Here is a 25,366-nt window from a genome sequence, read left to right as displayed (position 1 = left end):
CACCCACCGATGTCGTCACGACCGTGTGAAAGTACCCACACTGGGTCGTTTCCGCGGACGCCTGCTCGGGGCGAGGCCGACCGCCAGGTCCCCAACTGAGACGAGTCCCACGAGGGAAAGGGAGCTACGACATCTCAGTGGCGGCCACGGCCTCCTCGAGGGTCTCGTGGATGGGGAACACCTTCGTCAGACCGGTGATCCGGAAGATCTTGAGGATGCGCTCCTGGTTGCAGACGAGACGCAGCGAACCGTCGTGCTGGCCGACGCGCTTGAGGCCGCCGACGAGCACGCCGAGGCCGGTCGAGTCGAGGAACTCGACCTCACGCATGTCCACGACGATGTGGTAGTGACCCGAGTCGACGAGCTCGACCAGCTGGTCGCGCAGTCTCGGCGCCGTGTAGACGTCGATCTCACCACCGACCGCGACCACGCTGCGGCCGCTCTCGGTACGGGTCGACAACGACAGGTCCACGCAGATCCTCCATCAGCCATACATCGGTCAACACACAGCGCTCACCGCGTGCCGGGCTCATCCGCATTCAACCATGATGCGAGACTCACGAGGTGCCCCGCCCGAACGACCTGCTCGATGTGCTGCTGACCGGTCCGCACCGGACCGGACGAGTCACGCACATCGAATCGATCCCCGCCCGGGCTGCCAAGCCCGGCCCGTGGCCGCGCTGGGTGGACCCCGTCGTGCGCGATCGCTTCATGTCCGCGGGCATCGTATCGCCCTGGGCCCACCAGGCACAGGCCGCTTCGCTGGCCTGGTCGGGACGGAACGTCGTCATCGCCACCGGCACGGCGTCCGGGAAGTCGCTGGCCTACCACCTCCCAGCGCTGACGGCGGCCCGCTCCGGCCGGCGGCTCGGCGGCACGACGCTGTACCTGTCGCCGACGAAGGCGCTGGCAGCCGACCAGCTCCGGTCGCTCGACGAGCTCGGCGTCCCCGGCGTCATGGCGACCACGTACAACGGCGACACCCTGATCGAGCTGCGCGACGTCGCCCGGACGCACGCGACGTACCTGCTCACGAACCCGGACATGCTGCACCACGCCATGCTGCCGGCGCACCACCGCTGGGCCGGGTTCCTCCGGTCGCTGCGGTTCGTGGTGGTCGACGAGTGCCACGGCTACCGCGGTGTCTTCGGCTCCCACGTCGCCCAGGTGCTACGGCGGCTGCGCCGGGTGTGCGCGATGTACGGGTCGTCGCCGACGTTCGTCCTGGCGTCCGCGACGACGGCGAATCCGGCCCGCACCGCCGAGCTGCTCATCGGGATCCTGCCCATCGAGGCGGTGACGGAGGACTGCTCGCCCAGCGGGGCGAAGACGTTCCTGCTCTGGGAGCCGCCGCTGATCGGCGACCACGGCCTCGTCCGCCAGGGTGACGCTGCGCGGGCCGAGGGCGCCGGGTCTGATGGAGCCGCGGGGTCCGGTGGCGGCCCGGCTCCTGCGGACGCGACCGCGGTGGCGGGCGGCGGCGTGCTCGAGGGCGGTTCCGGCGCCCGGCGTCGCGGCGTGCTGGCCGAGACCGCGGACCTGCTCACCGACCTCGTCGTGGCGGACGCCAGGACCGTGGCGTTCGTGCGCTCGCGCCGGGCGGCCGAGACCGTGTCCGGGATGGCGCGGTCGGCGTTGACCGAAGTGGACGCCTCCTTGCCCGGCAAGGTCGCGGCGTACCGCGCCGGCTACCTCGCCTACGAGCGGCGGTCGCTGGAGGCGGCGCTCAACGACGGGTCGCTGGTCGGCCTCGCCGCGACGACCGCCCTCGAGCTGGGCGTGGACGTCAGCGGACTGGACGCCGTCCTGATCGCCGGCTGGCCGGGCACGCGGGCGTCGTTGTGGCAGCAGGCGGGCCGGGCCGGGCGATCCGGCCAGGACAGCCTCGCGGTCCTGGTGGCCAGCGACAACCCGCTGGACTCGTACCTGGTTCAGCATCCGGAGGCGATCTTCGAGAAGCCGGTCGAGGAGACCGTGCTCGACCCCGACAACCCGTACGTCCTGGCGCCGCATCTGTGTGCGGCCGCGGCGGAGCGCCCGCTGACCGCCCGGGACGCGGCGATCTTCGGGCCGTCGACCGAGGACGTGCTGGCCACGCTGGAGCACCGGCGGCTGCTGCGACGGCGGGTCAAGGACGAGACCACGTGGCACTGGACCAAGCGGGAACGGCCCACGGACCTCGCCGACCTGCGCGGTTCCGGCGGCGTCGTCAGCCTCGTGGAGGTCGGCACCGGGCGGGTGCTCGGCACCGTCGACGCCGTGCGGGCGCACTCCACCGCGCACGAAGGCGCCGTCTACGTGCACCAGGGCGACACCTTCCTCATAGAGAGCCTCGACCTCGACGAGGGCATCGCGATGGCGACGCCCGGCGCGCCCGACTACTTCACGACGGCGCGCGAGGTCAGCTCGCTGCGGGTGCTCGAGGAGACCGAGGCGGTGAAGTGGGGGCAGGCTCGGCTGGCCTTCGGCACCGTCGAGGTCGCGAGCCAGGTGGTCGGTTACCTCAAGCGGGCGCTGCGCTCCGGCGAGGTCCTGGGCGAGGCGCCGCTCGATCTTCCCGAACGGCGGCTGCGGACCCGCTCGGTCTGGTGGACCCTGCCGGACGAGTCGATCGCCGCGGCCGGGGTGTCCCTGGCCGACGCCCCGGGTGCGGCGCACGCGGCCGAGCACGCGTCGATCGGGATCCTGCCGCTGGTGGCCAGCTGCGACCGGTGGGACATCGGCGGGTTGTCGACGGTGCTGCATCCGGACACCGGCCTGCTCACCGTCTTCGTGCACGACGGTCATCCGGGCGGGGCGGGGTTCGCGGAGCGCGGGTTCCACGCGGCGCGGTCCTGGCTGACGGCGACCCGCGAGACCATCGCGGCCTGCCCCTGCCGCGATGGGTGCCCGTCGTGCGTGCAGTCGCCGAAGTGCGGCAACGGCAACGAGCCGCTCGACAAGACAGGCGCGGTGCGCCTGCTGGACGCGTTGCTGGCCGACGCGGTCTGAGTCGCGCCGGAATCTCCCCCGACGGGCCGGGTGATCGCTACGGTGGGACCCGGGGGCCGGGTGAAGGGGTGGTGGTCGTCGTGGTCGCTGTCGCACTGATCGTTCTCCTGCTCGCGTTGCTGTTGACCATCGGCGTGGTCACCGGCGCCGGCGAGTCGATCTCCGTCGACCTGCTGGGCTCCGAGGTCACCACGTCCGGGTCCGGTCTGTACTTCGCCGGCCTGCTGAGCGGTGTGGCGGCGCTTGGCGCCCTCTGGCTGCTGCGGATCGGACTGCGCAAGGGCTGGCGGCAGCGCAAGCGCATTCGCGACCTCGAGCGCCGTGCCGAACGAGCCGGCGAGCCGCACGGTGCACCGGCCGGCGACCGGTCGCCCGCCGACCAGGACCGCGCCCGGGCCGACGGCAATGACGGCGACCGTGGCGACGACGAGGGCGGTGACGCCCACCAGCGCGACGAGGACCGCCGCGACGGCGACCGCCACGAGCCCGCGCGGGCTGACTCCGGCGCCCAGGCGTCGGACCGCGACCGCCCCTGACACCTGCCGCAGCCCCGGCCGCCTCGGACCTGGTCCTCGGGCGGTCACCACCTAGGCTGACGGCGTGACGTCGCCGCTCGGGAGGATCCCAGCCCCCGGGCTGGTACTCGGCGGGATCTTCTCGCTGCAGATCGGCGCCGGGATCGCCAAGGGCCTGTTCGACACGCTGCCGCCGACCGCGCTGGTCTTCCTGCGCCTGGCGTTCTCGGCCCTCGCGCTGGTGGCCCTCACCCAGCGTGCGGTCAGGGGCGCGCTGCGCCGGGCCTCGCGTGGTGACCTGGCCCTGGCGGTCACGTTCGGGCTCTCGCTCGCCGCGATGAACATCGCGATCTACGAGTCCTTCTCGCGTATCCCCCTCGGCATCGCCGTCACCATCGAGTTCCTGGGCCCGCTCGGGGTGGCGGTCGCCCTGTCGCGGCGCCGCCTCGATCTGCTGTGGGTGCTGCTGGCCGGCACCGGTGTCGTGCTGCTCGCGCGTGGCGGGCCGGGCGGCATCGATCCGGTGGGCGTGGCGTTCGCCCTCGTGGCCGCGGCGGGCTGGGCGACGTACATCCTCCTGGGCAAGCAGCTCGGCCAGCGGTTCCCGGGGTCGTCGGGCCTGACCGTCGCCAGTGTGGTCGGAGCGGTCGCGGTGGCGCCGATCGGGCTGACCACCGGCGGTGCGGACATGTGGCAGCCCGATCTGCTGGTTCTGGCTGCGGGTATCGCGTTGTTGTCATCGGTGATTCCGTACTCCTTCGAGCTCGAGGCGCTGCGCCGCATGCCGGCGACGGTGTTCGGGATCCTCATGAGCCTCGAGCCGGCGGCGGCCGCGCTGGTCGGGCTCGTGGTGCTGAACGAGGTGCTGCACGCGCAGGAGTGGGTCGCGATCGGCCTGGTGGTGGCCGCCTGCCTTGGTGCGACGCAGCGGCCACCGACCCGCACCGAGACCTGACGTCCGCCCGCCGTCGCTGTGGCCCGGCACGGGTCGTTGGTCAGCCCGGCCGCGGCGGCCCGGCTCGGGCGCGACGATCCTGGGCCGGAAGCCACGGCAGCGCCGACTGCGTCTCGACCCGCACCTGGACCTCCACCTCCGCACCGTCGACGACACAGTCGCGCAGGTCGGCGCCGTTCGCCTGGGCGATGCGGCCGGCGTCGGCGCAGGGATCGACCGCGCCCGACGCCAGCCGTTGCGCCGCCGCCAGCGCGGCGAGGTCGGCCGCCGCGGCGGCCCGGTGGCGGGCCGTCTGACCCGCAGCCAGGACCGCCACGGCCTGCACGGCGACCATGACCACCAGCACGACGGCCAGGACGAGCACCGTCCCGGCACCACGTTCGCCACACCGTCGGCCCCGCATCAGCCGCCCTCCGCCAGCGCCACCGAGCGACCCGACACCGTCAGCGCCGGGAGGGTGTCGCCCAGCGGCCCGGGCATCGCCATGCGAGCGCTGACCCGCACCTCGAGCGTGCCGTCGACCTCGACCAGGTCGACGGCGGCGCCCTCGGGCGCGGCCTCGGCGGCGACCTGCTGGACCACCGACAGGTCCTCGCCGCGCGACGCGGCCCGGGCGGCCTCGCGTGCGGCATCGGTGCACCGGAGCTGCCCGGCGGCGATGGTGATCGCCCAGACCGCCATGATCAGCACGAGGACGAGGGCGGGGAACGCGGCGGCGAGCTCGGCGGTGACCATGCCCCGCTGCGGGTCGCCTCGCGCCGCGGGTCTCAGACGCCTCATCCGCCGATCACCCCGAACGCCTTCTCGATGACGTCGCCGAGCAGGTTCTGGACCGAGTCGCTGGTGAGGAGCTTGTAGAGGATGCCGCCGAACCCGCACGCGGCGACCGTGCCGACCGCGTACTCGGCGGTGGTCATGCCGCACTCGCTGCGCAGGCGGCCGAGCCGGTTGATGACCTTGGACATGGGTGGACCTCCCTGGGGATCCGGCGACCGGCCGGCGCGGAGCCCGCGATCTGCGGGGCTGCGACCAGGTTCTTCGGTCGGGAGGCCGGATCCCAGGCCAGAATCCGGATTTGGGGACAACCGGCGGAATTCGTTCCGCCTGTGGATCATGGCCGCCTGGAGTCAGGCGTAGGACCAGCCGGACCAGTCGGCGACGTCGATGAGGATGACCGGGCCACGAGGCGGGTCGGCGCGGTACTGCCCGTACCGGAGGCAGAGCGCCACCAGGGCGCCGGCGCGACCTTCACCGTCGTCGAGGACCACGGCGCTGCCGTCGGCGCGGACCCACCAGAGCCGGGTCCAGTCCTCGTCGTAGTGGTCGCACATGATCGCCACCTGCGGGTTCTCGGCGATGTTACGCAGGCGCCGCAGGTCGAGGGTGGTCTTCGGCTTCTGGTCGACGGCGATGGCGATGCGGTCGACACCGGCGGCCGTCACCAGCGCGAACGTGACGGGGACCAGATGCGGCCGGCCGTCGCCGCCGGTCGTGGCGAGGTGCGCGACGCGGGCAGCGGCCATCCGCTCCCGGCACGTCTCCGGCGTCAGCCGCACGTCGCATCACCGCCCGGTCGAAGGCTATCGATGTCGGTCCGGGCGACGCAGGGCAGCCGGCCCGGTACTCGATCAAGGAACGAGGATGCCCGACGTCGCGACGATGGGCACGACGCCGACGAGGACGAACGCGGGCAGGAAGCACAGTCCCAGCGGCGCGGCGGCCCGGGCGCCGAGCGATCGGGCGCGGGCCTCGCCGCTCCACCGCGCGGCGTCCCGGGCATCGGCGGCCACCCGGGTCAGCACCGGGGACGGCGACGTGCCGCGGGTCAGCGCCGCGGTGAGGGCCCGGGCCAGCGGACGGACGGCGGGATCGGCAGCGAGGTCCGACCAGGCGCGGCCGGGCTCCACACCCACGCTCGCGGCCGCGGCGGCGTCGACGAGTGCGCGGCCCAGCGGCCCGCCGATCGCCGCGCCGACGGTCTCGGCCGCCACGGTGGGCGGGCCGCCCGCGGCGAGTGCGGCCGCCAGCAGATCGGCGGCGAGCGGGAGCATCGCGACCACCCGTTCCCGGTCGCGACGGCGACTTGCAGGCTCGAGCCGGCCGAGTCCGTACCAGGCGGCGACGCCGACACCCGCACCGGCGACCAGGCCGAGAACCCCTTCGAGCAGCCAGAACGCTCCCAGGGCCGCGACGACCGCCGCTAGGCTCCGGCCGCGGGCCGACACCGCGGCGGCCGTCCCGCCGGCGGATCCGTCAGCGGGCCGCGCGCCGGCTGCCGCTCGTGCACGCCGGGCGGCTCCGGGGGCGCCGATGCGAGCGCTCGACGGGTGGGAGTCGCGGGCCGGCTCCGGATCGCGAGCGGACCGGCTTCCGAACACGGCGCCGGGCCGGCCACCGATGATCGACCGGAGCCTGACCACGCCGGGCGCCGGTCCCAGCATCACGACGGCGGCGAGCGCCGCGCAGACCACCGCGAGTGCCGTCATGACTCCCACACCGACCGCGACCCGCGCGACACCCGATCGACCCAGAACAGCCCGGCACCGACGAACAACGTGGCGAGCAGCAGGCAGCCGATCCCCGCGGCGGTGCCGGTGAGGAAGCCGACCGCGTCGCCGTCGCCGGCGGAGAACAGCAGCAGGGTCCCGGCCGGGAGGCAGGCCATCAGGCGCGAGGTCGCGCGGACCGAGGCCAGCTGCGCCTGTGCCTCGCGCCGCACCGTGGCCTCGGCGCGGACGGAGTCGGCGACGGCGACGAGTGCGGCAGACAAGCCGGCGCCGGTGCGCTCGGACACCTCCCAGGCCGCGGCGACCGCGCGCAGTGCGCCGGCACCGGGGGTGGCGGCGGACTCGTGCAGGGCGGCCGCGGGATCGCCGCCGAGTGCGGCGCGCCCGGCCGCCGGGCCGAAGAGCTCGGGCCATTCGGCGGCGACCGCGGCCAGCGCCCGAGCGGCCGGGACTCCGGAGGCGAGCTCGCCGGCGAGCGCGACGCAGCCCTCCGCCACGTCCGCCTCGCGCCGCTGCCGCAGCCGGCTCGCCCGCCGCCGGCCGAGCCACCAGCGGACGACCGGGACGCAGGCCAGCCCGGCCACCGCGCCGACCGGCCCGGTCAGCACGTATCCCGCCACCGCAGCCGCGAGACCACTCGCGATGGTGACGACCACCGGAGCCGGACGCCGCAGTATGCGCAACCCAGGATCGGGCCGGCCCAGCCGTCTGACCAGCAACGACGGCCGCCCGGCCCACATCGCGACCGCGAGCCCGGCCAGCGTGATCGCCAGCACGCGCGTCACGGAACGCACCCCCGTCGGGCGAGGATGCCGGCCAGCGCGTCGAAGCCAGGCCCGCGCGAGACCGTCCCTCCGTCGTCCACCACGAACGCCGCGCTGGTCCCCAGCCCACCGCCACCCCCACCCGCCCCCACCACATCGACCTGGGCGACCCGGCGCCGGCCGGAGTCGTCGCGCACGAGGTGGATCACGACGTCGAGAGCGGCGCGAGCCTGGGCGTGCACGGCGTCGCGGCGGAGACCGGCAGCCAGGCCGAGCGCCTCGAGGCGCGCCGGGACGTCCGCCGCCGAGTTGGCGTGGAGGGTGCCGCAGCCGCCCTCGTGGCCGGTGTTGAGGGCGGCGAGCAGGTCGACCACCTCGGCGCCGCGGACCTCGCCGACGACGATCCGGTCGGGCCGCATGCGCAGCGCCTGCCGGACCAGCACGTCGAGCCCCACCCGCCCCGCCCCCTCCACGTTGGCCGCACGGGCCTCCAACCGCACGACATGCGGGTGGTCGGGCCGCAGTTCGCCGGAGTCCTCGACGAGCACGAGGCGCTCGCGTGCGTCGCACACGCCGAGCAGCGCCCCGAGGACCGTGGTCTTCCCGCACCCCGTCCGACCCGTCACCAGGAACGCCAGCCGGGCCCGGACCAGCGCCGTCAGCCAGGGTTCGAGGGTCGCGGGCACGGTGCCGGCGGCCACCAGGTCGGCCAGGCCCAGCGAACGGCCGGACGGGACCCGCAGCGAGATCACCGTGCCGTCCGGGGAGATGGGCGGCACGACCGCGTGCAGCCGGACGCCGCCGGCCAGCCGCGCGTCGGCGTACGGGACGGCGTCGTCGAGGCGCCGGCCCGCCGAGGCCGCGAGCCGGACCGCGAGCCGCCGGACGGCCGGTTCGTCGCGGAACCGCACCGGTTCGCGGCGCAAGCCGTCGCCGTCGTCGATCCAGACCTCGTCGGGGCCGTTGACCAGCACGTCGGTGACGCCCGGCCGGCGCAGTAGCGGGTCGAGCGGCCCGGCGCCGGTGATCTCGGCCCGCAGCGACTCGGTGACCTCGAGAACGGCGGCGTCGCCGAGGACCGCGCCCTCGGCCCGGAGCAGGGCCGCGACCCGCGCGGGCGTCGGCGCCTCGGACGTCAGCGCCAGGCCGGACCGGATGCGGTCGAGCAGCCCGTCGTCCACCCTCATCGGGCCACCACCCGGTGCCCGGGCCACAGCGCCTCGAGAAGCGCACCGCAACCCCGCACGAACAACCCCTCGCCCACCCTCATCCGGCTACCACCCGGTGCTCAGGCAGGAGCGCCTCGAGGAGCGTGCCGCAGCCCTGGACGAGCGGCCCCTTCTCGTCGAGGCCGGGCGGATCGCCGCGGTCGAGCTGCGCCGCGAGCCGCGGCTCGGCCGCCAGGTGCACCCCGAACGGCAGCCCGAGCGCGGCGGCGACGTCGGGGCCGCTGAGCCCGGACGACGAGGGCCCGCGCGTCACCACCCGCACGTCGGCCGCCAGCGTGGTGAGCCCCACCGCGACCCGGGCCGCCGCCGCGACCGCCCGGACCTCGGCCGGCACCACGAGCAGCACCGAGGAGCACAGCCCGATGGCCTGCTCGGCCGCGGGATCGGGCCAGCGCGGGAGGTCGAGGACCACCAGGTCGCAGGCTCGCCGGGCCGCGGCCAGCACAGCGCCGGCGGCGTCGGGCGCGAGGGTCAGCAGGTCGCCGCGGTCCCACGAGAGCACCGCGAGCCCGTGCCGTCCGGGCAGCTCGGACTGCAGCGCCCGCGCGCCGAGCCGGCCCTTGCTGTCGGCGAGGTCGGGCCAGCGCAGGCCGGTGACCTCCTCGGCGCCGAGGACGAGGTCGAGGCCGCCGCCGAGCGGATCGAGGTCGGCCAGGATGACCGACAGCCCGGTCCGGCTCGCCGTGACCGCCAGGCCCGTGGCCAGCACGGATGCACCGGCGCCGCCACGCCCGCCCATGACTCCGACCACGACCGCCTCGCCCGACCCGCCCTCCGCGGCGTCGGCGAGCCGTCCCGCCAGCCAGGACTCGTCGTCGGGCAGGAACAGGACCTGCTCGGCGCCGAGCGCGACCCCGCGCCGCCACACGTCGGGGTCGCCGTCGCGGCCGCCGACGAGCAGGACGCCCGGCCGGCGTGGCAGCGACAGCTCGGTCAGCAGCGCGGACTCGTCGTCGCCCACGACCACCATCGGCCCCTGCGACCAGCGTGATCGCACGGACTCGGGCCGGCCTGCGACCTCGACCTCGACCGACGCGGCGGCCGCGACCCTGAGGAGGTCGTCGAGCAGGTCGTCGTCGCGCGTGACGACGAGCGGCCGGCCCGGCGGAGCCGCACCGGACGGGGCGGGCGGCCGGCGACGCGAGCGGGTGGTGGTGCGGGGCACGTGGACCTCCGGGGACGGGAGCGGATCTCCCGTCCAGCCTTGCCGCCCGAACGCGGGGCGGGGTCGCCGAAACCGCGGAATGTGGACGAGTCCGCGAATTGGTGCCGCCTGTGGACGACACGCCCGGCGAGCCCTGGACCCCAGGAGAAAAGACCCGGAAAATAGACACGGCCCCTGCCGGGTGGGAGGCAGGAGCCGTGCGGACCCGGCCAGGGGGGCGGGCCGGGTCAAAAGGCGGCGGGGGGGTGCCGCCGAGAGGCATCGTGCCCAGCGCTCACGGGGGCCAAACACACGTGAGGAACTTTTAATCCAGGACCCGCCACCGACCTGTTGCGGAGCAGCGGCGGACCCGGATCGATATCCTCGTTACTCGTGGACAACGACGACCGCCCTGCGACAGCGGCGTTCTTCGACCTCGATAAGACGATCATCGCGAAGTCGAGCACGCTGGCCTTCTCCAAGAGCTTCTACCAGGGCGGTCTGATCAACCGTCGAGCCGTGCTGCGCAGCGCTTACGCACAGTTCGTCTATCTGGTGGGCGGCGCCGACCACGACCAGATGGAGCGGATGCGCGAGTACCTGTCCGGCCTGGTCACGGGCTGGGACGTGCAGGTCGTCAAGGACATCGTCGCCGAGACGCTGCACACCATCGTCGACCCCATCGTGTACGACGAGGCGGTCACGCTCATCGAGGAGCACCACCTCGCCGGCCGCGAGGTCGTCGTGGTGTCGTCGAGCGGCGCCGAGGTGGTCGAGCCGATCGGCGAGCTGCTCGGCGCCGACCGCGTCATCGCGACCCGCATGGTCGTCGGCGACGACGGCAAGTACACCGGCGAGATCGACTTCTACGCCTACGGCGAGAACAAGGCCGAGGCGATCCGCGAGCTCGCCAAGGACCAGGGTTACGACCTCACCCGCAGCTACGCCTACACCGACTCGGTGACCGACCTGCCGATGCTCGAGGCGGTCGGCCACCCGTACGCCGTCAACCCCGACCGCGGGCTGCGCAAGACCGCCGCCGACCACGGCTGGCCGGCCCTCGTCTTCTCGAAGCCGGTCGCGCTGCGCCAGCGCGCCTCCATCCGCGACGCGCCGAGGCCCGCCATCGCCGCGGCGGCCATCAGTGCGGGAGCCGCTGCCGCCGGGCTCGCTTGGTATGCCGTCCGGCGGCGCCGCGCCTGATCAGAAGGAGCATTCACGGCGCTCCCTGCGGTCCCGCCGTGGTCGCCTCAGAGGTTCACACCGGGACCACGTGCGTTGCAGCCGCGGCGTGAGCCGACACAGTCCGCCGGGCGGACGTCGGCCGCAGCCGCCGCGCCCGCCCGACCCCGACGAGGCCGGCTACTCGCCGAGCTCGCGCGCCCGGTCGCGGTAGTGGGCGGCCTCGTCGTCGCGGCCGAGCTCGTACAGCACCTCGCCGAGGCGGGCCATGGCCGGGCCGTGGCCCGCGTCGGCGGCGCGGCGGTAGAACCGTTCCGCCGACTCGTACTCGCGCCGCTCCACATAGGAGTCGGCGAGGAACATCCAGTTGGAGATGTTGCCTGCGGAGGGGTCGCTGACCTGGCCGGACTCGGCCGGCTGGTCCGGGCCGACCGCCCGTTTCACCGGCAGCCGCGAGCTGCTGATGATGAGCCCCGCCGAGATGACACCGCAGGCCGCCAGGATCGCCGCCGAGGCGCCGGTGGAGATCTGGACGTCCATGGCGATGGCCACGATCAGGGCAGCGAGCAGCAGCACGACGCCGCCCAGAACGATCCACATGACGTATCTGAGCCGGTTCCCCCGGTTCACCATGGTTTCCGATCATGGCCCCCAAGGGCAGACCTCGCAAACGGAACGAACCGTGATCCCCCTGTGCTGTGCGAAATACCCGGGTTCACGCAACAATCGGTTTCATGACCGAGGACGACCGCACCGAGCCGCTCGTGCTCGGCCCCGTGCGTCCGTCCGACGGGCAGGACGACACCGACCGCGCGACTCCGGCGTGGCAGCGCTGGGGCGGACTGGGCGCGGCGCTGGTGGTCGGCGCGGTCGTCGGGATCGTCGCGAACAACGCCCGCAACGACGCCGCCGAGTACGGCGAGGTCGACCTGGTCAGAGGCACCATCGACGTCGAGTACGGCTCGCCGCTCTCGTCGAACGCGCAGCGGCTCTACGTCAACCTCGTCAACAGCGGCCCGCGCGAGGTCGAGATCCTCGCCATCGACGTCGACGGGTTCACCACCGTCACGGGCGACGAGGGCGGTGACACCGTCACGGCGGAGCCGGGCGAGTGGGTCCGGGTCGAGACGAACGTCGAGGCCGACTGCGACACCCGCCCGCCAGGGACGCTGCAGGTGCACGTCCGCACCGGCAGTGGCGAGCAGAACGTCGTCGTGGCCGGTCAGCCCGGCGACGACCAGCTGATCTGGGCCTGGCAGGGCGGCTGCGACTCGTCCGCGGGAACGGGCGTCTTCATCGGCGACACCCGGACCATCGAGGCCGACGCCAGCGGGGCGCGCATCATGCTGCCGGTGACCAACGGAGCGCAGGAGCCGCTCACCGTCACGGCCATGGAGACGACCACTCCCGGCTTCGCCATGCAGACCGACCCGCTGCCCGTCGACGTCGAGGCCGGCGGCACGGTGCAGGTCGAGACGCTGTGGACGGTGACCGACTGCGAGGCGGCCGCGCGCTTCTCCGAGGCGACCGTCGCCGTCAACATCCACAACGAGTCCATGGACACCCGGGTGTCGCAGCCGCTGGACAATCCGACACTGATCGAACTGGTCCGGCTCGCCGTCCGCGTCTGCGAAACGTAAAGATCTCTCCGTTGCCCTTTCGCCCACCCCTCGCGATGGCCTACACATGAGGTACGGACCGAGAGGTCCAGAGCACGGCGGAGGGAACCCACGCGGCGATCGACCCATGTACGGGCAGTCGTCCCGGGAATGCCGAGGCGACGGACGTGATGCACGCTCTGGTACCCCTGCTCAGCCGTGTCAGCGGCGGCGCCCTACCTCACGCGGGGCGCCGCTCGCATGTGCGCCGGGCCCTGCCGAGATCGTCTCGGCCAGCGTGAGCCCCACCTCCGCGCCACGGGCGTACGCGTCGGCGCAGTGCCGGATCCAGGCGCCCACGCCGTCGGGCCGGCCGCCGGCGTAGGCCTCGGCCAGCGGCTCGTAGGCGCGGGCCAGCGCGAGGTGGCCGGCCTCCGGCACGCTCACCGCCTTGGTGTCGACGCCGCGGGCCACGAGCACGACTCGCTCGGCCGCGCGCGCGACCACGCCGTCGGCCGTCCCGAACGTCCGCAGCGCCAGCAGCTCACCGTGCACCAGGGCTGCGACGACCACTCCGGGAGCCGCCGTCGGCGCCGTCGCCAGGCGCAGCAACTGGTCCAGCCGGACGGCGTCCGCCTCGGCCCGCGGGCGGCCCAGCCGGTCGGGATCGTCGACGAGGTCGCGCGCGGCCAGCACGTGCAGCCGCGCCAGCGCCTGCCGCGGCGAGCGCCCCCACACCTGCGCCAGCTCGGGCACCTCGGCCGTCACGCGCAGCGCACCTTGGAGCACGGGGTCGTCGACGGCGTCCGCGTCGCCTCCGCCGAGGGTCGCCGACGCCCGCGCCCCCTGCAGCGCCGACTCCGACGCGAGCCGGCCGGCGTCGCGGCGCAGTGCCCGATGCCGCAGCAGTGCGTCGACGGAGCTGCGAGCCTGTGCGGCCGCGGCGCCCACGCCGGTGAGGGTGAGCACCCCCGCGAACGGATCGTCCATGCCCGACAGCCTAGGGATCGCGAGCTTGTCGGTGCCGCCAGGCACGATGGCGCGAACCATGGAGGACGAAACACACCGATGACGAGCTGGACCTCGCCTGCCGGGCCGGCAAGGTCGCCGGGCCGCCCGGCGACGTCCGGGGATCTCTCACGTCGGCATGTAGACGTCAGTGCCAACAGTTGGCATCAGCGTCTACACGCCGAGTTGGCACCGTCCCGTTCGACGCCGAGAGCCGGCCCCGGAGGTTCGGGACCGGCTCTCGATTCGAGGGTCAGGAGCGGCCGGAGCCCCAGCCCGGTCCCGCGGCCTGACGCCACTCACGCGCCGCCCGGCCCCACGGAGGACCGCTCGGCGGGCCCCAGCCGGGGCGAGCGCCTCGCCGCACGCTGTCGCCGTCGTACCCGTAGCCCTGCCACTGACCGTGCCACTGGCCGTGCCAGTGCCGACGGCGGCCGGGCGGGCCGCCGAGCAGGAACAGGATCCCGACGATGAACAGCAGCCAGGGCGCCGTCACGACGATCAGGAACAGCAGCCCGCCGATCGCCATCATCGCCAGCGGCAGCATGACCAGCAGCTTCGGCCACGGCGGCCGCACCGCACCGGCCGGACGTCCCGACGGCGCCGACTCCGCGCGGACGGCGACCGGCTGCGGGAGGTCGGTGAAGAGCTCGTCGAGGTCGTCGGCGTAGCGGGCCGACCAGGCGCGGCCGGACCGGTCGTCGAACTCGTCCTTGGTGAGGCGGCCGGCGGCGAAGTGCTCGCCCAGGGCCGCCACCGCGGCATCGCGCTCGGCGTCGCCGACCCGCAGCACACCGGGGACCTGGCCGGTCATCGCGGTCCCTCCTCGTCGTCGTCGCCGTTTGCGAGGATGCCGTAGAGCTTGCGCCGGGTGTCGGACAGCACGTCGCGGGCCCGGGCCTGCTGGTCGGGGCTGCCGGTCGCCATGATCTGCCACAGCGCCGACGCCGTCTGGCCGATGAGCGGGCGCAGTCCGGCGGCGTCCTCGCCCTCGGCGTTCGCGGACATCGCCTCCCACGGCGCGTTGACCTCGGCCGCGTGCGCCCGGACGTACTCCTCGCCCTCGGGGGTCAGCCGGAAGACGCGGCGGCCGCCGTCGTCCTCGGCCCGGACCAGGCCCTCGTCCTCGAGCTGCTGCAGCGTCGGATAGATGGAGCCGGGGCTCGGCTTCCACGCGCCGCCGCTGCGCTCGGCGATCTCCTGGATCATCTGGTAGCCGTTCATCGGCTGGTCAGCCAGCACGCCGAGGATCGCCGCGCGGATGTCGCCGCGCCGCGCCTTCGGACCGCGTCGGCCGGCCCACGGCGGCGGACCACTCCACGGGCCCGCGGCCCACGGCGGGCCGCCCCACGATCCGCGGCCACCGCCGCCTCCGAACATGTCCCACGGCCCGAAGCCGTGGCTTCCGCGTCGTCCGTGCATCTCCCGTCACCCACTCCCGTCGAACTGTCGCGATACTTTGACGATATATCGTGACTGTTCGGAGAACAAGACCCCGAAGAGCGTTAGAGTCACGACGTGACGACCGACGAGTTCCACCAGCGAGCCACCTCGTTCGGCGGCGTCGCCGACGTGTACGAGCGCTCGCGCCCCGGCTACCCGGCCGACGCGGTCGCCTGGCTGACGGGCGACGCGCCGGTGCGCGTGCTCGACCTCGGCGCGGGCACCGGCAAGCTCACCCGGTCGCTCGTCGCCGCCGGTCACGACGTCGTCGCCGTCGACCCGTCCGAGCCCATGCTGGCCCAGCTGCGGACGGTGCTGCCGGCCGTCGACGCCCGGCTGGGGTCGGCCGAGCTGCTGCCGCTCGAGGACGCGTCGGTGGACGTCGTGACGGCCGGGCAGGCCTACCACTGGTTCGACCCGGCGGTCGCACTGCCCGAGATCGCGCGCGTCCTGCGCCCCGGCGGCCGGCTCGGCATCGTCTGGAACCTGCGCGACGACTCCGTCGGCTGGGTCGACGAGCTCTGGTCGATGTTCGGCGAGCACGAGAGCCGGCGCGCCGACGATCCCCAGGTCCTGCCGCCGTTCGGCCCCGTCGAGCAGCGCACCTTCCGGCACGAGCAGCGCCTCGACCGCGACGGCCTGCTCGGACTGGTCGCGTCGCGCTCGTACGTCGCGGTCCTGCCGGCCGACCGGCGCGCCGAACTGCTCGCCCGGGTCGCCGAGCTCTACGACCGCGTCGCCGGCCCGGACGGCGTCGTGCTGCCGTACCAGACCTACTGCTTCCGCTCGCGCCGCGGCTGACGGCCGGCGCCGGGAACGACACGGGGACGATTCGCGCCCTCTGCCCGACTAAGGTTAGCCTCTGCTCATGCCAGTCCCCACCGTCGACCAGCCGGTCGACGACGCCCAGACCGCAGCGGCGGGGCTGGTGCGCACCACCCGCGGGCGGCTGTTCTGGCTGGCCGTGTGCGTGGCGGTGCTGGCGGTGACCTGCCTGGCCAGCATCGCGATCGGCGCGAAGTACATCCCGCTGGACGACGTGGTGCGGGCGCTGCTCGACACCGGTGACGTCAACAACCAGGTGATCGTCGGCGACATGCGCGTCAACCGGACCATCCTCGGCCTGGTGTGCGGCATCGCGCTGGGCCTGGCCGGCGCGCTCATGCAGGCGCTCACCCGCAATCCGCTCGCCGACCCCGGCATCCTCGGCGTCAACGCCGGCGCCGCGTTCGCCGTCGTGCTGGGCGTGACGCTGTTCGGGTCGATGAGCCTCACCGGCTACATCTGGTTCGCGTTCGCCGGCGCGGCGCTCGCCAGCACCGTCGTCTACGCGCTGGCCATGGTCGGACGGGGTCAGGCCTCGCCCGTGCGGCTGGCGCTGTCGGGCATCGCGCTCGCGGCGGTCCTGCTGGGCTTCACCGACGCCCTGATCATCTCCAACCCGCACGTGCTCGACGTGTTCCGGTTCTGGCAGGTCGGCTCGCTGGCCGGCCGCGACGCGGACACGTTCGGCGCGGTGCTGCCGTTCATCGTCGTCGGTGTCGTGCTGGCGCTCGGCCTGGCCCGGACCCTCGACGCGATGGCGCTGGGCGACGACACCGCCGCCGCGCTGGGCGTCAACGTCATGCTCGCCCGCGTCGTCGGCGTGGTGGGCGTGACGCTGCTGTGCGGTGCCGCGACGGCCGCCATCGGGCCGGTCGCGTTCGTCGGCCTCATGGTGCCGCACGTCGTGCGCGCGTTCACCGGCCCGGACCAGCGCTGGATCCTGCCGTTCTGCCTGGTGGTCGCCCCGATCCTCATGCTGGCCTCGGACATCGCCGGCCGGGTGGTCCTGGGCACCGGCGAGCTCCCGGTCGGCATCGTCACGACCGTCGTCGGCGGCCCGGTCCTGATCGCGCTGGTGCGCCGGCGCCGGATGGTGGCGTCGTGAGCGCGCCCGCACCCGCACCGGCCCGGAGCCGGAGCCGGCGGATCGCCGTCGAGCCCACCGGCCTGTCGCCGACGGCGTCCGTGCTGCGCGCGCCGGGCGACGTCTCCGTCCGGTTCGACCGCCGCGTCCTGCTCATGTGCTCGCTGCTGGTCGCCGCCCTGGTCGCGGTGTTCCTCACGTCACTGGCGGTCGGCGACTACACGATCTCGGCGGCGGACGTGGTGCGCACGCTGTTCGGCAGCCCGCCGGACCCGCTCGCCGACTTCATCGTCAACGGCCGCCGGCTGCCGCGTGTGCTCGTCGCGTTCCTCGTCGGCGGCGCGCTGGGCGCGTCCGGCGCGGTGTTCCAGAGCCTCTCGCGTAACCCGCTGGGCAGCCCCGACGTCATCGGCTTCACCTCGGGCGCCTCGGCCGGCGCGGTGTTCGTCATCCTGGTGACCGGCGGCGGCATGCTGCAGATCGCCGGCGGCGCGGTCGCGGGCGGCGTGCTCACCGCGATCGCGGTGTACCTGCTCGCCTACAAGCGCGGCGTGCAGGGCTTCCGGCTCATCCTCGTCGGCATCGCGGCCGGCGCCATGCTGACGTCGGCCGTCCACTACATGCTCATGCGCGCCGAGCTGATCCAGGCCGCCGGTGCGCAGGTCTGGCTGACCGGGTCGCTGAACACCCGCGCGTGGGACCACGTGATCGCCGTCGGCGTCGGTGTCGCCGTCATCGCGCCGCTGCTCGCCGTCCTGTCCCGGCCGATGCGGATGATCGAGATGGGCGACGAGGCGGCGACCGGCCTGGGCGTGAACGCCGAGCGGGTCCGGCTCGGCATGCTGATCGCCGCGACGGTGCTCGCCGCCATCTCCGTCGCGGCGGCCGGGCCGATCGCGTTCATCGCACTCGCCGCGCCGCATCTCGCGCGCCGGCTGACCGGCGCCACGGGGGCGGCGGTCGGCTCGGCGGCCCTGATGGGCGCGGTGCTGCTCGGCGCGAGCGACCTCGTCGCGCAGTGGGTGCTGCCGTCGCCGCTGCCGGTCGGCGTCGTGACGGTGTGCATCGGCGGTCTGTACCTCGTCTGGCTCCTCGCACGCGAAGGGCGGCGCCACCATGTCTGAACCCCGGCTGCACGGGAACGACCTCACGCTCGCGTACGACGAGCGGGTCATCTCGCGCGAGCTGTCCGTCTCGATCCCCGACGGGTCGTTCACGGTCATCGTCGGGCCGAACGCGTGCGGCAAGTCGACGCTGCTGCGCGCGCTGGCCCGCATGCTCAAACCGTCGGCCGGAGCCGTCCACCTCGACGGGCAGCTGATCACCCAGTACTCCACGAAGGAGGCGGCCCGGCGCCTCGGGCTGCTGCCGCAGTCGTCCGTCGCGCCCGAGGGCATCACCGTCGCCGACCTCGTGTCCCGCGGCCGCTACCCGCACCAGCGGCTGTTCCGGCAGTGGTCGGCGGCAGACACCGACGCCGTCGCCGAGGCCATGGCGAACACCGGAATCACCGACCTGCGCCACCGCCGGGTCGACGAGCTCTCCGGCGGGCAGCGCCAGCGGGTCTGGCTGGCCATGGTGCTGGCCCAGCAGACGCCGATCCTGCTGCTCGACGAGCCGACGACGTTCCTCGACATCGCGCACCAGATCGAGGTGCTGGACCTCTGCCACGACCTGCACGTCTCGCACGGCCGCACGCTGGTCGCCGTCCTGCACGACCTCAACCACGCCTGCCGCTACGCCACCCACCTCATCGCCATGCGCGACGGCGAGATAGTGGCGCAGGGCCCGCCGGGCGCGATCGTCGACGAGACGCTGGTGCGCGACGTGTTCGGGCTGAACTGCCGCATCATCGACGACCCCGAGACCGGGACCCCGCTGGTCATCCCCGCCGCGCGGCAGGCCGTCGGCACCGTCTAGTGTCGTGAGTCAATAGTTCGTATTTAGTGGGTAGGCTTTGCGGGTGCCGAGTCCGGTTGCCCCTGTTGTGACGTTGACTGATGAGGAGCGGTCGCAGCTGTTGACGTGGTCGCGGCGGCCGACGAGCGCGAATGCGTTGGCGGTGCGGTCGCGGATCGTGCTGGCCGCTGGTGACGGGCTGGGGAACACCGCGATCGCGCAGAAGCTCGGGATCGCGGTGTCGAGTGCGCGTAAGTGGCGCTCGCGGTTCGTCGCCGACCGACTCGATGGCCTGCTTGATGAACCGCGCCCTGGCCGGCCCCGCACGGTTGGTGACGAGCAGGTCGAGGCGGTGATCACCCGGACGCTGGAGACGACGCCGAAGGATGCGACGCACTGGTCGACTCGGTCGCTGGCGGCCGAGCTGGGCCTGTCGCAGTCCGCGGTCTCGCGGATCTGGCGGGCCTTCGGCCTGCAGCCGCACCGGCAGGAGTCGTGGAAGCTGTCCAAGGACCCGCTGTTCGTCGACAAGGTCAAAGACGTCGTGGGTCTCTACCTCGACCCGCCCGAGCGGGCCGTGGTGCTGTGCGTGGACGAGAAGTCCCAGATCCAGGCCCTGGACCGCACGGCCCCGATCCTGCCCATGCTCCCGGGCACCCCGCAGCGCGCCACCCATGACTACAAGCGCTACGGCACGTCCAGCCTCTACGCCGCCCTCGACCTCGCCACCGGCCAGGTCATCGGCTCGCTGCACGCCCGCCACCGAGCGATCGAGTTCAAGAAGTTCCTGGCCAAGATCGACGCCGAGGTGCCCGCGGAACTCGACGTGCACGTCGTGCTCGACAACGCCTCGACCCACAAGACACCGGCCGTGAAGCGATGGCTGATCGAACACCCCCGCTTCACGCTCCACTTCACCCCGACCAGCTCCTCATGGCTCAACCTGGTCGAACGCTGGTTCGGCGAGCTGACCACGAAGAAACTCCAACGCGGCACCCACCGGTCAGTCCGCGAACTCAACACCGACATCCGCGCCTGGATCGACACCTGGAACGACAACCCCAGGCCCTACGTGTGGACCAAGACCGCCGACCAGATCCTCGAATCCATCGCCAGATACTGCACGCGAATTAACGACTCAGGACACTAGCACGTCTGCGCGTCCGCCCGGTACTGCTCCACCGCTGGGGCTGTCGGACCGGCAGAAGCGCCGTTAGTGTCGTGGGAGTGGTGTGCTGAGGAGCCTGGGTCCGTTCGGGTCACGCCTCCGACGACCTGCTCCGAGAGGGGGCAACCGTGGGAACGATCACCACCAGCGACGGTACGGAGATCTTCTACAAGGACTGGGGAGAGGGACAGCCGATCGTCTTCAGTCACGGCTGGCCGCTGTCCGCCGACGACTGGGACAACCAGATGCTGTTCTTCCTGTCCAAGGGGTACCGCGTCATCGCGCACGACCGCCGTGGTCACGGCCGGTCGGCACAGACCAGCGACGGTCACGACATGGACCACTACGCCGACGACCTCGCCGCGGTCGTCGAGCACCTCGACCTGCACGACGCGATCCACGTCGGCCACTCGACCGGTGGCGGTGAGGTCACGCACTACCTGGCCCGGCACGGCGAGGGACGGGCCGCCAAGGCCGCACTGCTCTGCGCTGTACCGCCGCTGATGGTGAAGACCGACGCCAACCCGGAAGGTCTGCCCAAGGACGTCTTCGACGACCTTCAGGCACAGCTGGCCGCCAACCGCTCGCAGTTCTACCGCGCACTTCCGGAGGGTCCGTTCTACGGCTTCAACCTGCCCGGTACGCAATCGTCCGAGGCGATCATCGCGAACTGGTGGCGCCAGGGCATGATGGGCGGTGCGAAGGCCCACTACGACGGCATCGTCGCGTTCTCGCAGACCGACTTCACCGAGGATCTGAAGAAGATCGCGATCCCGGTCCTGGTCGTCCATAGCAAGGACGACCAGATCGTTCCGTACGTCGCCTCGGGCCCGAAGTCGGCCGAGCTGCTGAAGAACGCGGTCCTGAAGACGTACGAAGACCTGCCCCATGGCCTGCCCACCACGCACGCCGACGTGGTCAACGCCGACCTGCTGGAGTTCTTCCAGTCGTAGACCGGAACGCCTCCGCCCCGGCCGGCCAGGCGGGTTCGAGGACGGCAACCTCGCGCAACTCGGTGAGGAAGGCCTGGACCGGCAGCGGCGCCGGCGCGCGGCCGTAGGTGGCGACGGCGACGGTGCGTCGGTCGCCGGGCAGCGGGTCGGCGCGGACGCCCGGATGCCGGTTCGCCGTCAGCGCCAGCCCGGGCAGCGTGCTCACGCCCAGCCCGGCCGCGACCAGCGACTGGACCGCCACGTAGTCGTCGGTCTCGAACGCGATCGAGGGCGTGAACCCGGCCCGCTCGCACGACTCGACGAGGTGGGCGCGGCAGCGCTCGCAGCCGGCGATCCAGCGGGCGTCCGCATACGCGGCCAGCCCCGCGGCCGCACCACTCACGCCGTCGTCGATGGGCGTGACGAGGTACAGCGGCTCGGTGAGCAGCGGCTCGACGGTGACGCCGCGCTGCTCGAGCGGGCCGTGCGCGAAGATGATCGCGATGTCGACGTCGCCGGTGCGCAGGGCCGTCAGCGCGGCCGGCGGCTCGGCCTCGGTGAGCGCGAGCTCGACGTCCGGGTGCGCCGCGGCGAACCGGGCCGCGGCCGCCGGGACCAGCGTGGCCAGCGCCGACGGGAACGCCGCCAGCCGGACCCGGCCGGTGCGCAGGCCGGCGTGCGCGGACAGCTCGGCCTCGGCCGCCTCGACCTGGCCCAGGATCTCCTCGGCCCGGCGGGCCAGCAGCAGTCCCGCCTCGGTGAGCCGGATGCCGCGGCCGGCCCGCTGGGTGAGGGGCACTCCGGCCTCCGCCTCGAGCCGGGCGAGGTGGTGGCTGACGGACGGCTGGGCATAGTGCAGCGCGTCGGCGGCCGCCGTGACCGACCCCTCGCGGGCGACGGCGACCAGGACGCGCAGCCGGGTGAGATCCAGCATGACCAGCAAGCATAGATCGTGTCGATGGAGTCGTAGAAAACCGGCATTGGACCTATGAGTCGGTGCTGCGCGACCGTGGACGCATGGAGCCGCCCACTCTCCCCGACGTCCTCGACGCCCAGCGACTACTCGCCCGCCACCTGCCGCCCACCCCGGTGTGGAGCTATCCCGCGCTGGACGCCGCGGCCGGCGCGACGGTGTTCGTGAAGCACGAGAACACCCAGCCGACCGGCGCGTTCAAGGTGCGCGGCGGCATCACACTGCTGTCGCGGCTCGACCCGGCGGCGCGCCGCCAGGGCGTCGTCGGCTACTCGACCGGCAACCACGCCCAGTCGCTGGCCTACGCCGCGCGCCTGTTCGGCGTGCCGTGCACCATCGTCATGCCCGAGCGTCCCAACCCGGCCAAGGCCGACGCCGTCCTTCGGCTCGGCGCGGAGCTCGTCGAGCACGGCGCGACCTTCGACGACGCCGCGCCGCACGCCCGGGCGTTGGCGGCGGAGCGCGGGATGCGGCTGGTCAGCGCGGCCGACGAGCCGGACATCATCGCCGGCGTCGCGACGGTGTACGCCGAGCTGTTCGCGCAGCAACCCCACCTGGACGCAGTCGTCGTCCCGGTCGGGAGCGGCAGTGGCGCTGCGGCGGCCTGCCTGGTCGCCGGGGCGCTGGCGCCGGGCTGCGAGGTCATCGCGGTGCAGGCCGCGGACTCGCCCGCGGCTCACGACTCGTGGCGCTCGGGGTCGCTGGAGCGGCGGGCGAACCGGACCGCCGTCGAGGGCCTAGCGACCGGGTCCGGGTTCGCACTGCCGCAACGGATGCTGCGGTCGCGGCTCACGGACTTCGTCCTGGTCGACGACGACCAGATCGCCGCGGCGCAGTGGCGGCTGCTGCGCGACGCCCACACGCTCGCCGAGGGCGCCGGCGCGGCCGCGCTCGCGGCCGTCCTCGCCGACCCGGACCGCTTCGCCGGCCGCCGCGTCGCCGTCGTCTGCACCGGCGGCAACGCGAGCGAGACCGAGCTGCGCCGCTGCCTGGCCGTCGGTGCCCCGGGAACGACGGCGTCCGCTGCGGCGGGTCTCGGGGCGAACCTCGCCCGGCTCTAGGCGAAGTCGGGAAGGACTTTTCCCCGCTATGGCGAGGAGAACTCCCTCCTGGCGGCACCAGGTCGCCCAGTAGGGTCTGCGTGCATGGAGTCGCAGGTCGTGGTGTTCGTCGTCGCGGTCATCGCGGTGTCGTTGGCGGCCGTCCTGCTGACCCGGCTGGTGCGCTCGCGGCTGGTGCTGGGGACCACCGAGGACCAGACGACGTACCGGATCCTGCACACGACCAGCCTCGCTTCACCCGAGCTGCGCGCCGGCCTGGCCGCCGGTGCGGACAAGGCGGTCCGGCACCTGCGCGAGCTGCTGGCCACGCCCGCTCTGGCGCTCACCGACGGCGACGGCGTCGTGACGTGGGACGGCGCCGGCGCCAACGCGCACGTCCACGACGTCCGGCGGCACGCGGCCCGGGCGCTCGACGGCGGCAACACCGACGTCCTCGGGCCGAACGTGGTCGAGTGCCAGCGCATCGACTGCCCGGTCCGCCACGCCGTCTCCGCGGCGCTGACCATGGACGACCGCGTCGCCGGCGCGCTCATCGCGTACACGTCGGCGCGGCCGTCCGCCGGCCTGGTCCGCGCCGTCGAGGAGGTCGCCCGGTTCGTGTCCGGGCAGCTCGAGCTGGCCGAGTTCGACCGCGAGCGGGCCAAGCTCGCCGAGGCCGAGATCCGGGCGCTGCGGGCGCAGATCTCGCCGCACTTCATCTACAACGCGCTCGGCGCCATCGCGTCGTACGTGCGCACCGATCCCGAGCACGCCCGCGAGCTGCTGCTCGAGTTCGCCGACTTCACCCGGTACTCGTTCCGGCGGCACGGCGACTTCACCACGCTGGCCGAGGAGCTGCGCTCCATCGAGCGCTACCTGACGCTCGAGAAGGCGCGCTTCGGCGACCGCCTGTCGGTGACGCTGCGGGTCGCGCCCGAGGTGCTCCCCGTCGCCGTCCCGTTCCTGTGCCTGCAGCCGCTGGTCGAGAACGCCGTCCGGCACGGGCTCGAGGGCCGCTCGGATCCCGGGCACATCACGATCGTCGCCGAGGACGCCGGCAACGAGGCCCTGATCAGCATCGACGACGACGGCGTCGGCATGGACCCGGACCTCGCGCGCAGTCTGCTGGCCGGCGACGTCGCCGGCGACCGCGTGGGCGTCGGCAACGTCGACGAGCGGCTGCGCGCGGTGTTCGGCGACGAGTACGGCCTGGTCATCGAGACCGCGAACGGCGCCGGGACGAAGGTCAGCCTGCGGGTGCCGAAGTACCGGCCGGGCGTGCACGCGACGTGACGGAAGCCGCCCTGCCGCGCGACGCTGGCCTTCCGCGGGCGCCGGGCACTAGCCTCGCCGCCATGCTCAGCGTTCTGGCGGTCGACGACGAGCCACCGGCGCTGGCCGAGCTCGCCTTCCTGCTGGAGCAGAACGAGCACGTCGGCCAGGTGCTGACCGCGGGCGACGGCGCCGGCGCGCTCCGGCTGCTCGAGCAGCAGCACGTCGACACCGTCTTCCTCGACATCCGGATGCCGGGGCTGTCCGGGCTCGACCTCGCCCGCGTCCTGGCCCGCTTCCGCCGCCCGCCCGCCGTCGTGTTCGTCACCGCCTACGACGACCACGCCGTCACCGCGTTCGACCTGCACGCCGTCGACTACGTCATGAAGCCGTACCGGCGCGAGCGGCTGTTCGAGGCGATCCGGCGGGCCACCGACGCCGTCAACGGGACTCGCGCCGCTGCCGCCTCGGTGGCCGGCGACGACTCCGACGACGAGACCATCTCCGTCGAGCTCGGCGGCGTCACCCGATTCATTCGCCGCAGCGAGGTCGCCTACGTCAGCGCGCAGGGCGACTACGCGCGGCTGCACACGTCCGACGGCGGCAGCCACCTGCTGCGGGTGCCGCTCGCGACGCTGGAGGACCGCTGGGCGCAGGCCGGGTTCGTGCGCATCCACCGCAGCTACCTCGTCGCGCTGACGTCCATCGAGGAGCTGCGCGCCGACGCCGGGCGGTACACCGTCGTCATCGGCGACACCACCCTCCCGGTCAGCCGGCGGCACACCCGCGACCTGCGCGACCGCCTGGTCCGGCGGGCCGGCGGCAACCGGTGACACG

The 25,366-nt window shown here is 73.5% G+C and carries 28 protein-coding genes; 14 read left to right on the top strand and 14 right to left on the bottom strand.

All coding sequences use genetic code 11. The annotated features are described in order from the left end of the window. Positions 1–124: 124 nt before the first annotated feature. Positions 125–472, bottom strand: coding sequence for an anti-sigma factor antagonist (locus tag HD601_RS10870; protein ID WP_184821771.1), 348 nt, complete (start codon positions 470–472; stop codon positions 125–127). 92 nt (positions 473–564) lie between these two features. On the opposite strand from HD601_RS10870, the gene HD601_RS10865 reads away from it, so the two are divergent. The 3 genes from HD601_RS10865 to HD601_RS10855 all read left to right on the top strand — a co-directional run bounded on the left by HD601_RS10865 (position 565) and on the right by HD601_RS10855 (position 4,461). Next, complete coding sequence (locus HD601_RS10865) at positions 565–2,991, top strand: DEAD/DEAH box helicase (RefSeq protein WP_221440818.1); 2,427 nt, start codon at positions 565–567, stop codon at positions 2,989–2,991. 80 nt (positions 2,992–3,071) lie between these two features. Then, positions 3,072–3,527 (top strand): hypothetical protein, encoded by a 456-nt coding sequence (locus HD601_RS10860; protein ID WP_184821769.1) that lies wholly within the window; start codon positions 3,072–3,074, stop codon positions 3,525–3,527. Between the two features lie 64 nt (positions 3,528–3,591). Continuing rightward, a complete protein-coding gene (locus HD601_RS10855) occupies positions 3,592–4,461 on the top strand; it encodes an EamA family transporter (RefSeq protein WP_184821767.1) in 870 nt (289 codons plus the stop codon). A gap of 40 nt (positions 4,462–4,501) precedes the next feature. On the opposite strand, the gene HD601_RS10850 is transcribed toward HD601_RS10855, so the two are convergent. The 8 genes from HD601_RS10850 to ssd form a co-directional block, all read right to left on the bottom strand. Then, on the bottom strand, positions 4,502–4,864 hold the full coding sequence (locus HD601_RS10850; RefSeq protein ID WP_184821765.1) for an Rv3654c family TadE-like protein: 363 nt from the start codon (positions 4,862–4,864) through the stop codon (positions 4,502–4,504). Continuing rightward, positions 4,864–5,241, bottom strand: coding sequence for a TadE family type IV pilus minor pilin (locus tag HD601_RS10845; RefSeq protein WP_184821763.1), 378 nt, complete (start codon positions 5,239–5,241; stop codon positions 4,864–4,866). The genes HD601_RS10850 and HD601_RS10845 overlap by 1 nt, the downstream gene beginning before the upstream one ends. Continuing rightward, positions 5,238–5,426: a DUF4244 domain-containing protein gene (locus tag HD601_RS10840; RefSeq protein ID WP_184821757.1), complete on the bottom strand. Its 189-nt coding sequence runs from the start codon at positions 5,424–5,426 to the stop codon at positions 5,238–5,240. Before HD601_RS10840 ends, HD601_RS10845 begins: the two co-directional genes overlap by 4 nt. Positions 5,427–5,588: 162 nt before the next feature. Next, positions 5,589–6,017 carry a TIGR03668 family PPOX class F420-dependent oxidoreductase gene (locus HD601_RS10835; protein ID WP_184821755.1) on the bottom strand — a complete coding sequence of 143 codons (429 nt, stop codon included), beginning with the start codon at positions 6,015–6,017 and terminating at the stop codon, positions 5,589–5,591. Positions 6,018–6,089: 72 nt separating this feature from the next. Continuing rightward, positions 6,090–6,947 carry a type II secretion system F family protein gene (locus HD601_RS10830; RefSeq protein WP_184821753.1) on the bottom strand — a complete coding sequence of 286 codons (858 nt, stop codon included), beginning with the start codon at positions 6,945–6,947 and terminating at the stop codon, positions 6,090–6,092. Then, on the bottom strand, positions 6,944–7,753 hold the full coding sequence (locus tag HD601_RS10825; RefSeq protein ID WP_184821751.1) for a type II secretion system F family protein: 810 nt from the start codon (positions 7,751–7,753) through the stop codon (positions 6,944–6,946). Before HD601_RS10825 ends, HD601_RS10830 begins: the two co-directional genes overlap by 4 nt. Next, complete coding sequence (locus HD601_RS10820) at positions 7,750–8,919, bottom strand: TadA family conjugal transfer-associated ATPase (RefSeq protein ID WP_184821749.1); 1,170 nt, start codon at positions 8,917–8,919, stop codon at positions 7,750–7,752. The genes HD601_RS10825 and HD601_RS10820 overlap by 4 nt, the downstream gene beginning before the upstream one ends. Positions 8,920–8,998: 79 nt before the next feature. Further along, a complete protein-coding gene (ssd, locus tag HD601_RS10815; RefSeq protein ID WP_184821748.1) occupies positions 8,999–10,126 on the bottom strand; it encodes a septum site-determining protein Ssd in 1,128 nt (375 codons plus the stop codon). 372 nt (positions 10,127–10,498) lie between these two features. Here ssd and HD601_RS10810 point away from each other — a divergent pair, with 372 nt between their 5' ends. Beyond that, complete coding sequence (locus HD601_RS10810) at positions 10,499–11,308, top strand: HAD family hydrolase (RefSeq protein ID WP_343076398.1); 810 nt, start codon at positions 10,499–10,501, stop codon at positions 11,306–11,308. 159 nt (positions 11,309–11,467) lie between these two features. On the opposite strand, the gene HD601_RS10805 is transcribed toward HD601_RS10810, so the two are convergent. Then, positions 11,468–11,920 (bottom strand): tetratricopeptide repeat protein, encoded by a 453-nt coding sequence (locus HD601_RS10805; RefSeq protein ID WP_184821746.1) that lies wholly within the window; start codon positions 11,918–11,920, stop codon positions 11,468–11,470. A 101-nt stretch (positions 11,921–12,021) separates the two neighbouring features. Between HD601_RS10805 and HD601_RS10800 the strand changes: the two genes are divergently transcribed. Continuing rightward, positions 12,022–12,927, top strand: coding sequence for a hypothetical protein (locus HD601_RS10800; protein ID WP_184821744.1), 906 nt, complete (start codon positions 12,022–12,024; stop codon positions 12,925–12,927). Between the two features lie 180 nt (positions 12,928–13,107). On the opposite strand, the gene HD601_RS10795 is transcribed toward HD601_RS10800, so the two are convergent. The 3 genes from HD601_RS10795 to HD601_RS10785 all read right to left on the bottom strand — a co-directional run bounded on the left by HD601_RS10795 (position 13,108) and on the right by HD601_RS10785 (position 15,315). Beyond that, positions 13,108–13,875: a Fic family protein gene (locus tag HD601_RS10795; protein WP_184821742.1), complete on the bottom strand. Its 768-nt coding sequence runs from the start codon at positions 13,873–13,875 to the stop codon at positions 13,108–13,110. Positions 13,876–14,146: 271 nt separating this feature from the next. Further along, positions 14,147–14,707 carry a DUF1707 SHOCT-like domain-containing protein gene (locus tag HD601_RS10790; protein ID WP_184821740.1) on the bottom strand — a complete coding sequence of 187 codons (561 nt, stop codon included), beginning with the start codon at positions 14,705–14,707 and terminating at the stop codon, positions 14,147–14,149. Continuing rightward, complete coding sequence (locus HD601_RS10785; RefSeq protein WP_184821738.1) at positions 14,704–15,315, bottom strand: PadR family transcriptional regulator; 612 nt, start codon at positions 15,313–15,315, stop codon at positions 14,704–14,706. The genes HD601_RS10790 and HD601_RS10785 overlap by 4 nt, the downstream gene beginning before the upstream one ends. A 96-nt stretch (positions 15,316–15,411) precedes the next feature. Between HD601_RS10785 and HD601_RS10780 the strand changes: the two genes are divergently transcribed. From HD601_RS10780 to HD601_RS10755, 6 genes are all read left to right on the top strand, one after another. Next, entirely contained in the window at positions 15,412–16,137 is a 726-nt protein-coding gene (locus tag HD601_RS10780; RefSeq protein WP_184821736.1) for a methyltransferase domain-containing protein, read from the top strand. 67 nt (positions 16,138–16,204) lie between these two features. Beyond that, positions 16,205–17,266 carry a FecCD family ABC transporter permease gene (locus tag HD601_RS10775; protein ID WP_184821734.1) on the top strand — a complete coding sequence of 354 codons (1,062 nt, stop codon included), beginning with the start codon at positions 16,205–16,207 and terminating at the stop codon, positions 17,264–17,266. Next, on the top strand, positions 17,263–18,369 hold the full coding sequence (locus tag HD601_RS10770; protein ID WP_221440816.1) for an iron chelate uptake ABC transporter family permease subunit: 1,107 nt from the start codon (positions 17,263–17,265) through the stop codon (positions 18,367–18,369). Before HD601_RS10775 ends, HD601_RS10770 begins: the two co-directional genes overlap by 4 nt. After that, on the top strand, positions 18,362–19,165 hold the full coding sequence (locus HD601_RS10765) for an ABC transporter ATP-binding protein (protein ID WP_184821732.1): 804 nt from the start codon (positions 18,362–18,364) through the stop codon (positions 19,163–19,165). Before HD601_RS10770 ends, HD601_RS10765 begins: the two co-directional genes overlap by 8 nt. Before the next feature lie 43 nt (positions 19,166–19,208). After that, positions 19,209–20,294, top strand: a complete 1,086-nt coding sequence (locus tag HD601_RS10760; RefSeq protein ID WP_184820886.1) for an IS630 family transposase — start codon at positions 19,209–19,211, stop codon at positions 20,292–20,294. 146 nt (positions 20,295–20,440) lie between these two features. Beyond that, positions 20,441–21,265, top strand: a complete 825-nt coding sequence (locus HD601_RS10755) for an alpha/beta fold hydrolase (RefSeq protein ID WP_184821730.1) — start codon at positions 20,441–20,443, stop codon at positions 21,263–21,265. Here the strand turns inward: HD601_RS10755 and HD601_RS10750 are convergent. After that, positions 21,231–22,178, bottom strand: coding sequence for a LysR family transcriptional regulator (locus tag HD601_RS10750; RefSeq protein WP_184821727.1), 948 nt, complete (start codon positions 22,176–22,178; stop codon positions 21,231–21,233). The two genes, HD601_RS10755 and HD601_RS10750, sit on opposite strands and share 35 nt — an antisense overlap. Positions 22,179–22,261: 83 nt before the next feature. On the opposite strand from HD601_RS10750, the gene HD601_RS10745 reads away from it, so the two are divergent. The 3 genes from HD601_RS10745 (at position 22,262) to HD601_RS10735 (ending at position 25,362) form a co-directional block, all read left to right on the top strand. Beyond that, complete coding sequence (locus HD601_RS10745) at positions 22,262–23,278, top strand: threonine ammonia-lyase (RefSeq protein ID WP_184821725.1); 1,017 nt, start codon at positions 22,262–22,264, stop codon at positions 23,276–23,278. An 84-nt stretch (positions 23,279–23,362) separates the two neighbouring features. Further along, complete coding sequence (locus tag HD601_RS10740) at positions 23,363–24,550, top strand: sensor histidine kinase (RefSeq protein ID WP_184821723.1); 1,188 nt, start codon at positions 23,363–23,365, stop codon at positions 24,548–24,550. 62 nt (positions 24,551–24,612) lie between these two features. Beyond that, the gene (locus HD601_RS10735) at positions 24,613–25,362 is read left to right on the top strand and encodes a LytR/AlgR family response regulator transcription factor (protein WP_184821720.1); all 750 of its coding nucleotides are present in this window, start codon (positions 24,613–24,615) and stop codon (positions 25,360–25,362) included. Positions 25,363–25,366 lie beyond the last annotated feature (4 nt).

It is taken from the genome of Jiangella mangrovi (assembly GCF_014204975.1).
GTDB lineage: Bacteria > Actinomycetota > Actinomycetes > Jiangellales > Jiangellaceae > Jiangella > Jiangella mangrovi.
This window is presented reverse-complemented; position numbering and strand designations above follow the sequence as displayed.

Bases quoted from the DNA above. Each gene is read 5' to 3' on its own strand.
- HD601_RS10790 (WP_184821740.1), bottom strand. From the start codon at position 14,707: ATGACCGGCCAGGTCCCCGGTGTGCTGCGGGTCGGCGACGCCGAGCGC.
- HD601_RS10775 (WP_184821734.1), top strand. From the start codon at position 16,205: ATGCCAGTCCCCACCGTCGACCAGCCGGTCGACGACGCCCAGACCGCA.
- HD601_RS10795 (WP_184821742.1), bottom strand. From the start codon at position 13,875: ATGGACGATCCGTTCGCGGGGGTGCTCACCCTCACCGGCGTGGGCGCC.
- HD601_RS10785 (WP_184821738.1), bottom strand. From the start codon at position 15,315: ATGCACGGACGACGCGGAAGCCACGGCTTCGGGCCGTGGGACATGTTC.
- HD601_RS10800 (WP_184821744.1), top strand. From the start codon at position 12,022: ATGACCGAGGACGACCGCACCGAGCCGCTCGTGCTCGGCCCCGTGCGT.
- HD601_RS10735 (WP_184821720.1), top strand. From the start codon at position 24,613: ATGCTCAGCGTTCTGGCGGTCGACGACGAGCCACCGGCGCTGGCCGAG.
- HD601_RS10740 (WP_184821723.1), top strand. From the start codon at position 23,363: ATGGAGTCGCAGGTCGTGGTGTTCGTCGTCGCGGTCATCGCGGTGTCG.
- HD601_RS10850 (WP_184821765.1), bottom strand. From the start codon at position 4,864: ATGCGGGGCCGACGGTGTGGCGAACGTGGTGCCGGGACGGTGCTCGTC.
- HD601_RS10750 (WP_184821727.1), bottom strand. From the start codon at position 22,178: ATGCTGGATCTCACCCGGCTGCGCGTCCTGGTCGCCGTCGCCCGCGAG.
- HD601_RS10745 (WP_184821725.1), top strand. From the start codon at position 22,262: ATGGAGCCGCCCACTCTCCCCGACGTCCTCGACGCCCAGCGACTACTC.
- HD601_RS10765 (WP_184821732.1), top strand. From the start codon at position 18,362: ATGTCTGAACCCCGGCTGCACGGGAACGACCTCACGCTCGCGTACGAC.
- HD601_RS10820 (WP_184821749.1), bottom strand. From the start codon at position 8,919: ATGAGGGTGGACGACGGGCTGCTCGACCGCATCCGGTCCGGCCTGGCG.
- HD601_RS10830 (WP_184821753.1), bottom strand. From the start codon at position 6,947: ATGACGGCACTCGCGGTGGTCTGCGCGGCGCTCGCCGCCGTCGTGATG.
- HD601_RS10840 (WP_184821757.1), bottom strand. From the start codon at position 5,426: ATGTCCAAGGTCATCAACCGGCTCGGCCGCCTGCGCAGCGAGTGCGGC.
- HD601_RS10805 (WP_184821746.1), bottom strand. From the start codon at position 11,920: ATGGTGAACCGGGGGAACCGGCTCAGATACGTCATGTGGATCGTTCTG.
- HD601_RS10845 (WP_184821763.1), bottom strand. From the start codon at position 5,241: ATGAGGCGTCTGAGACCCGCGGCGCGAGGCGACCCGCAGCGGGGCATG.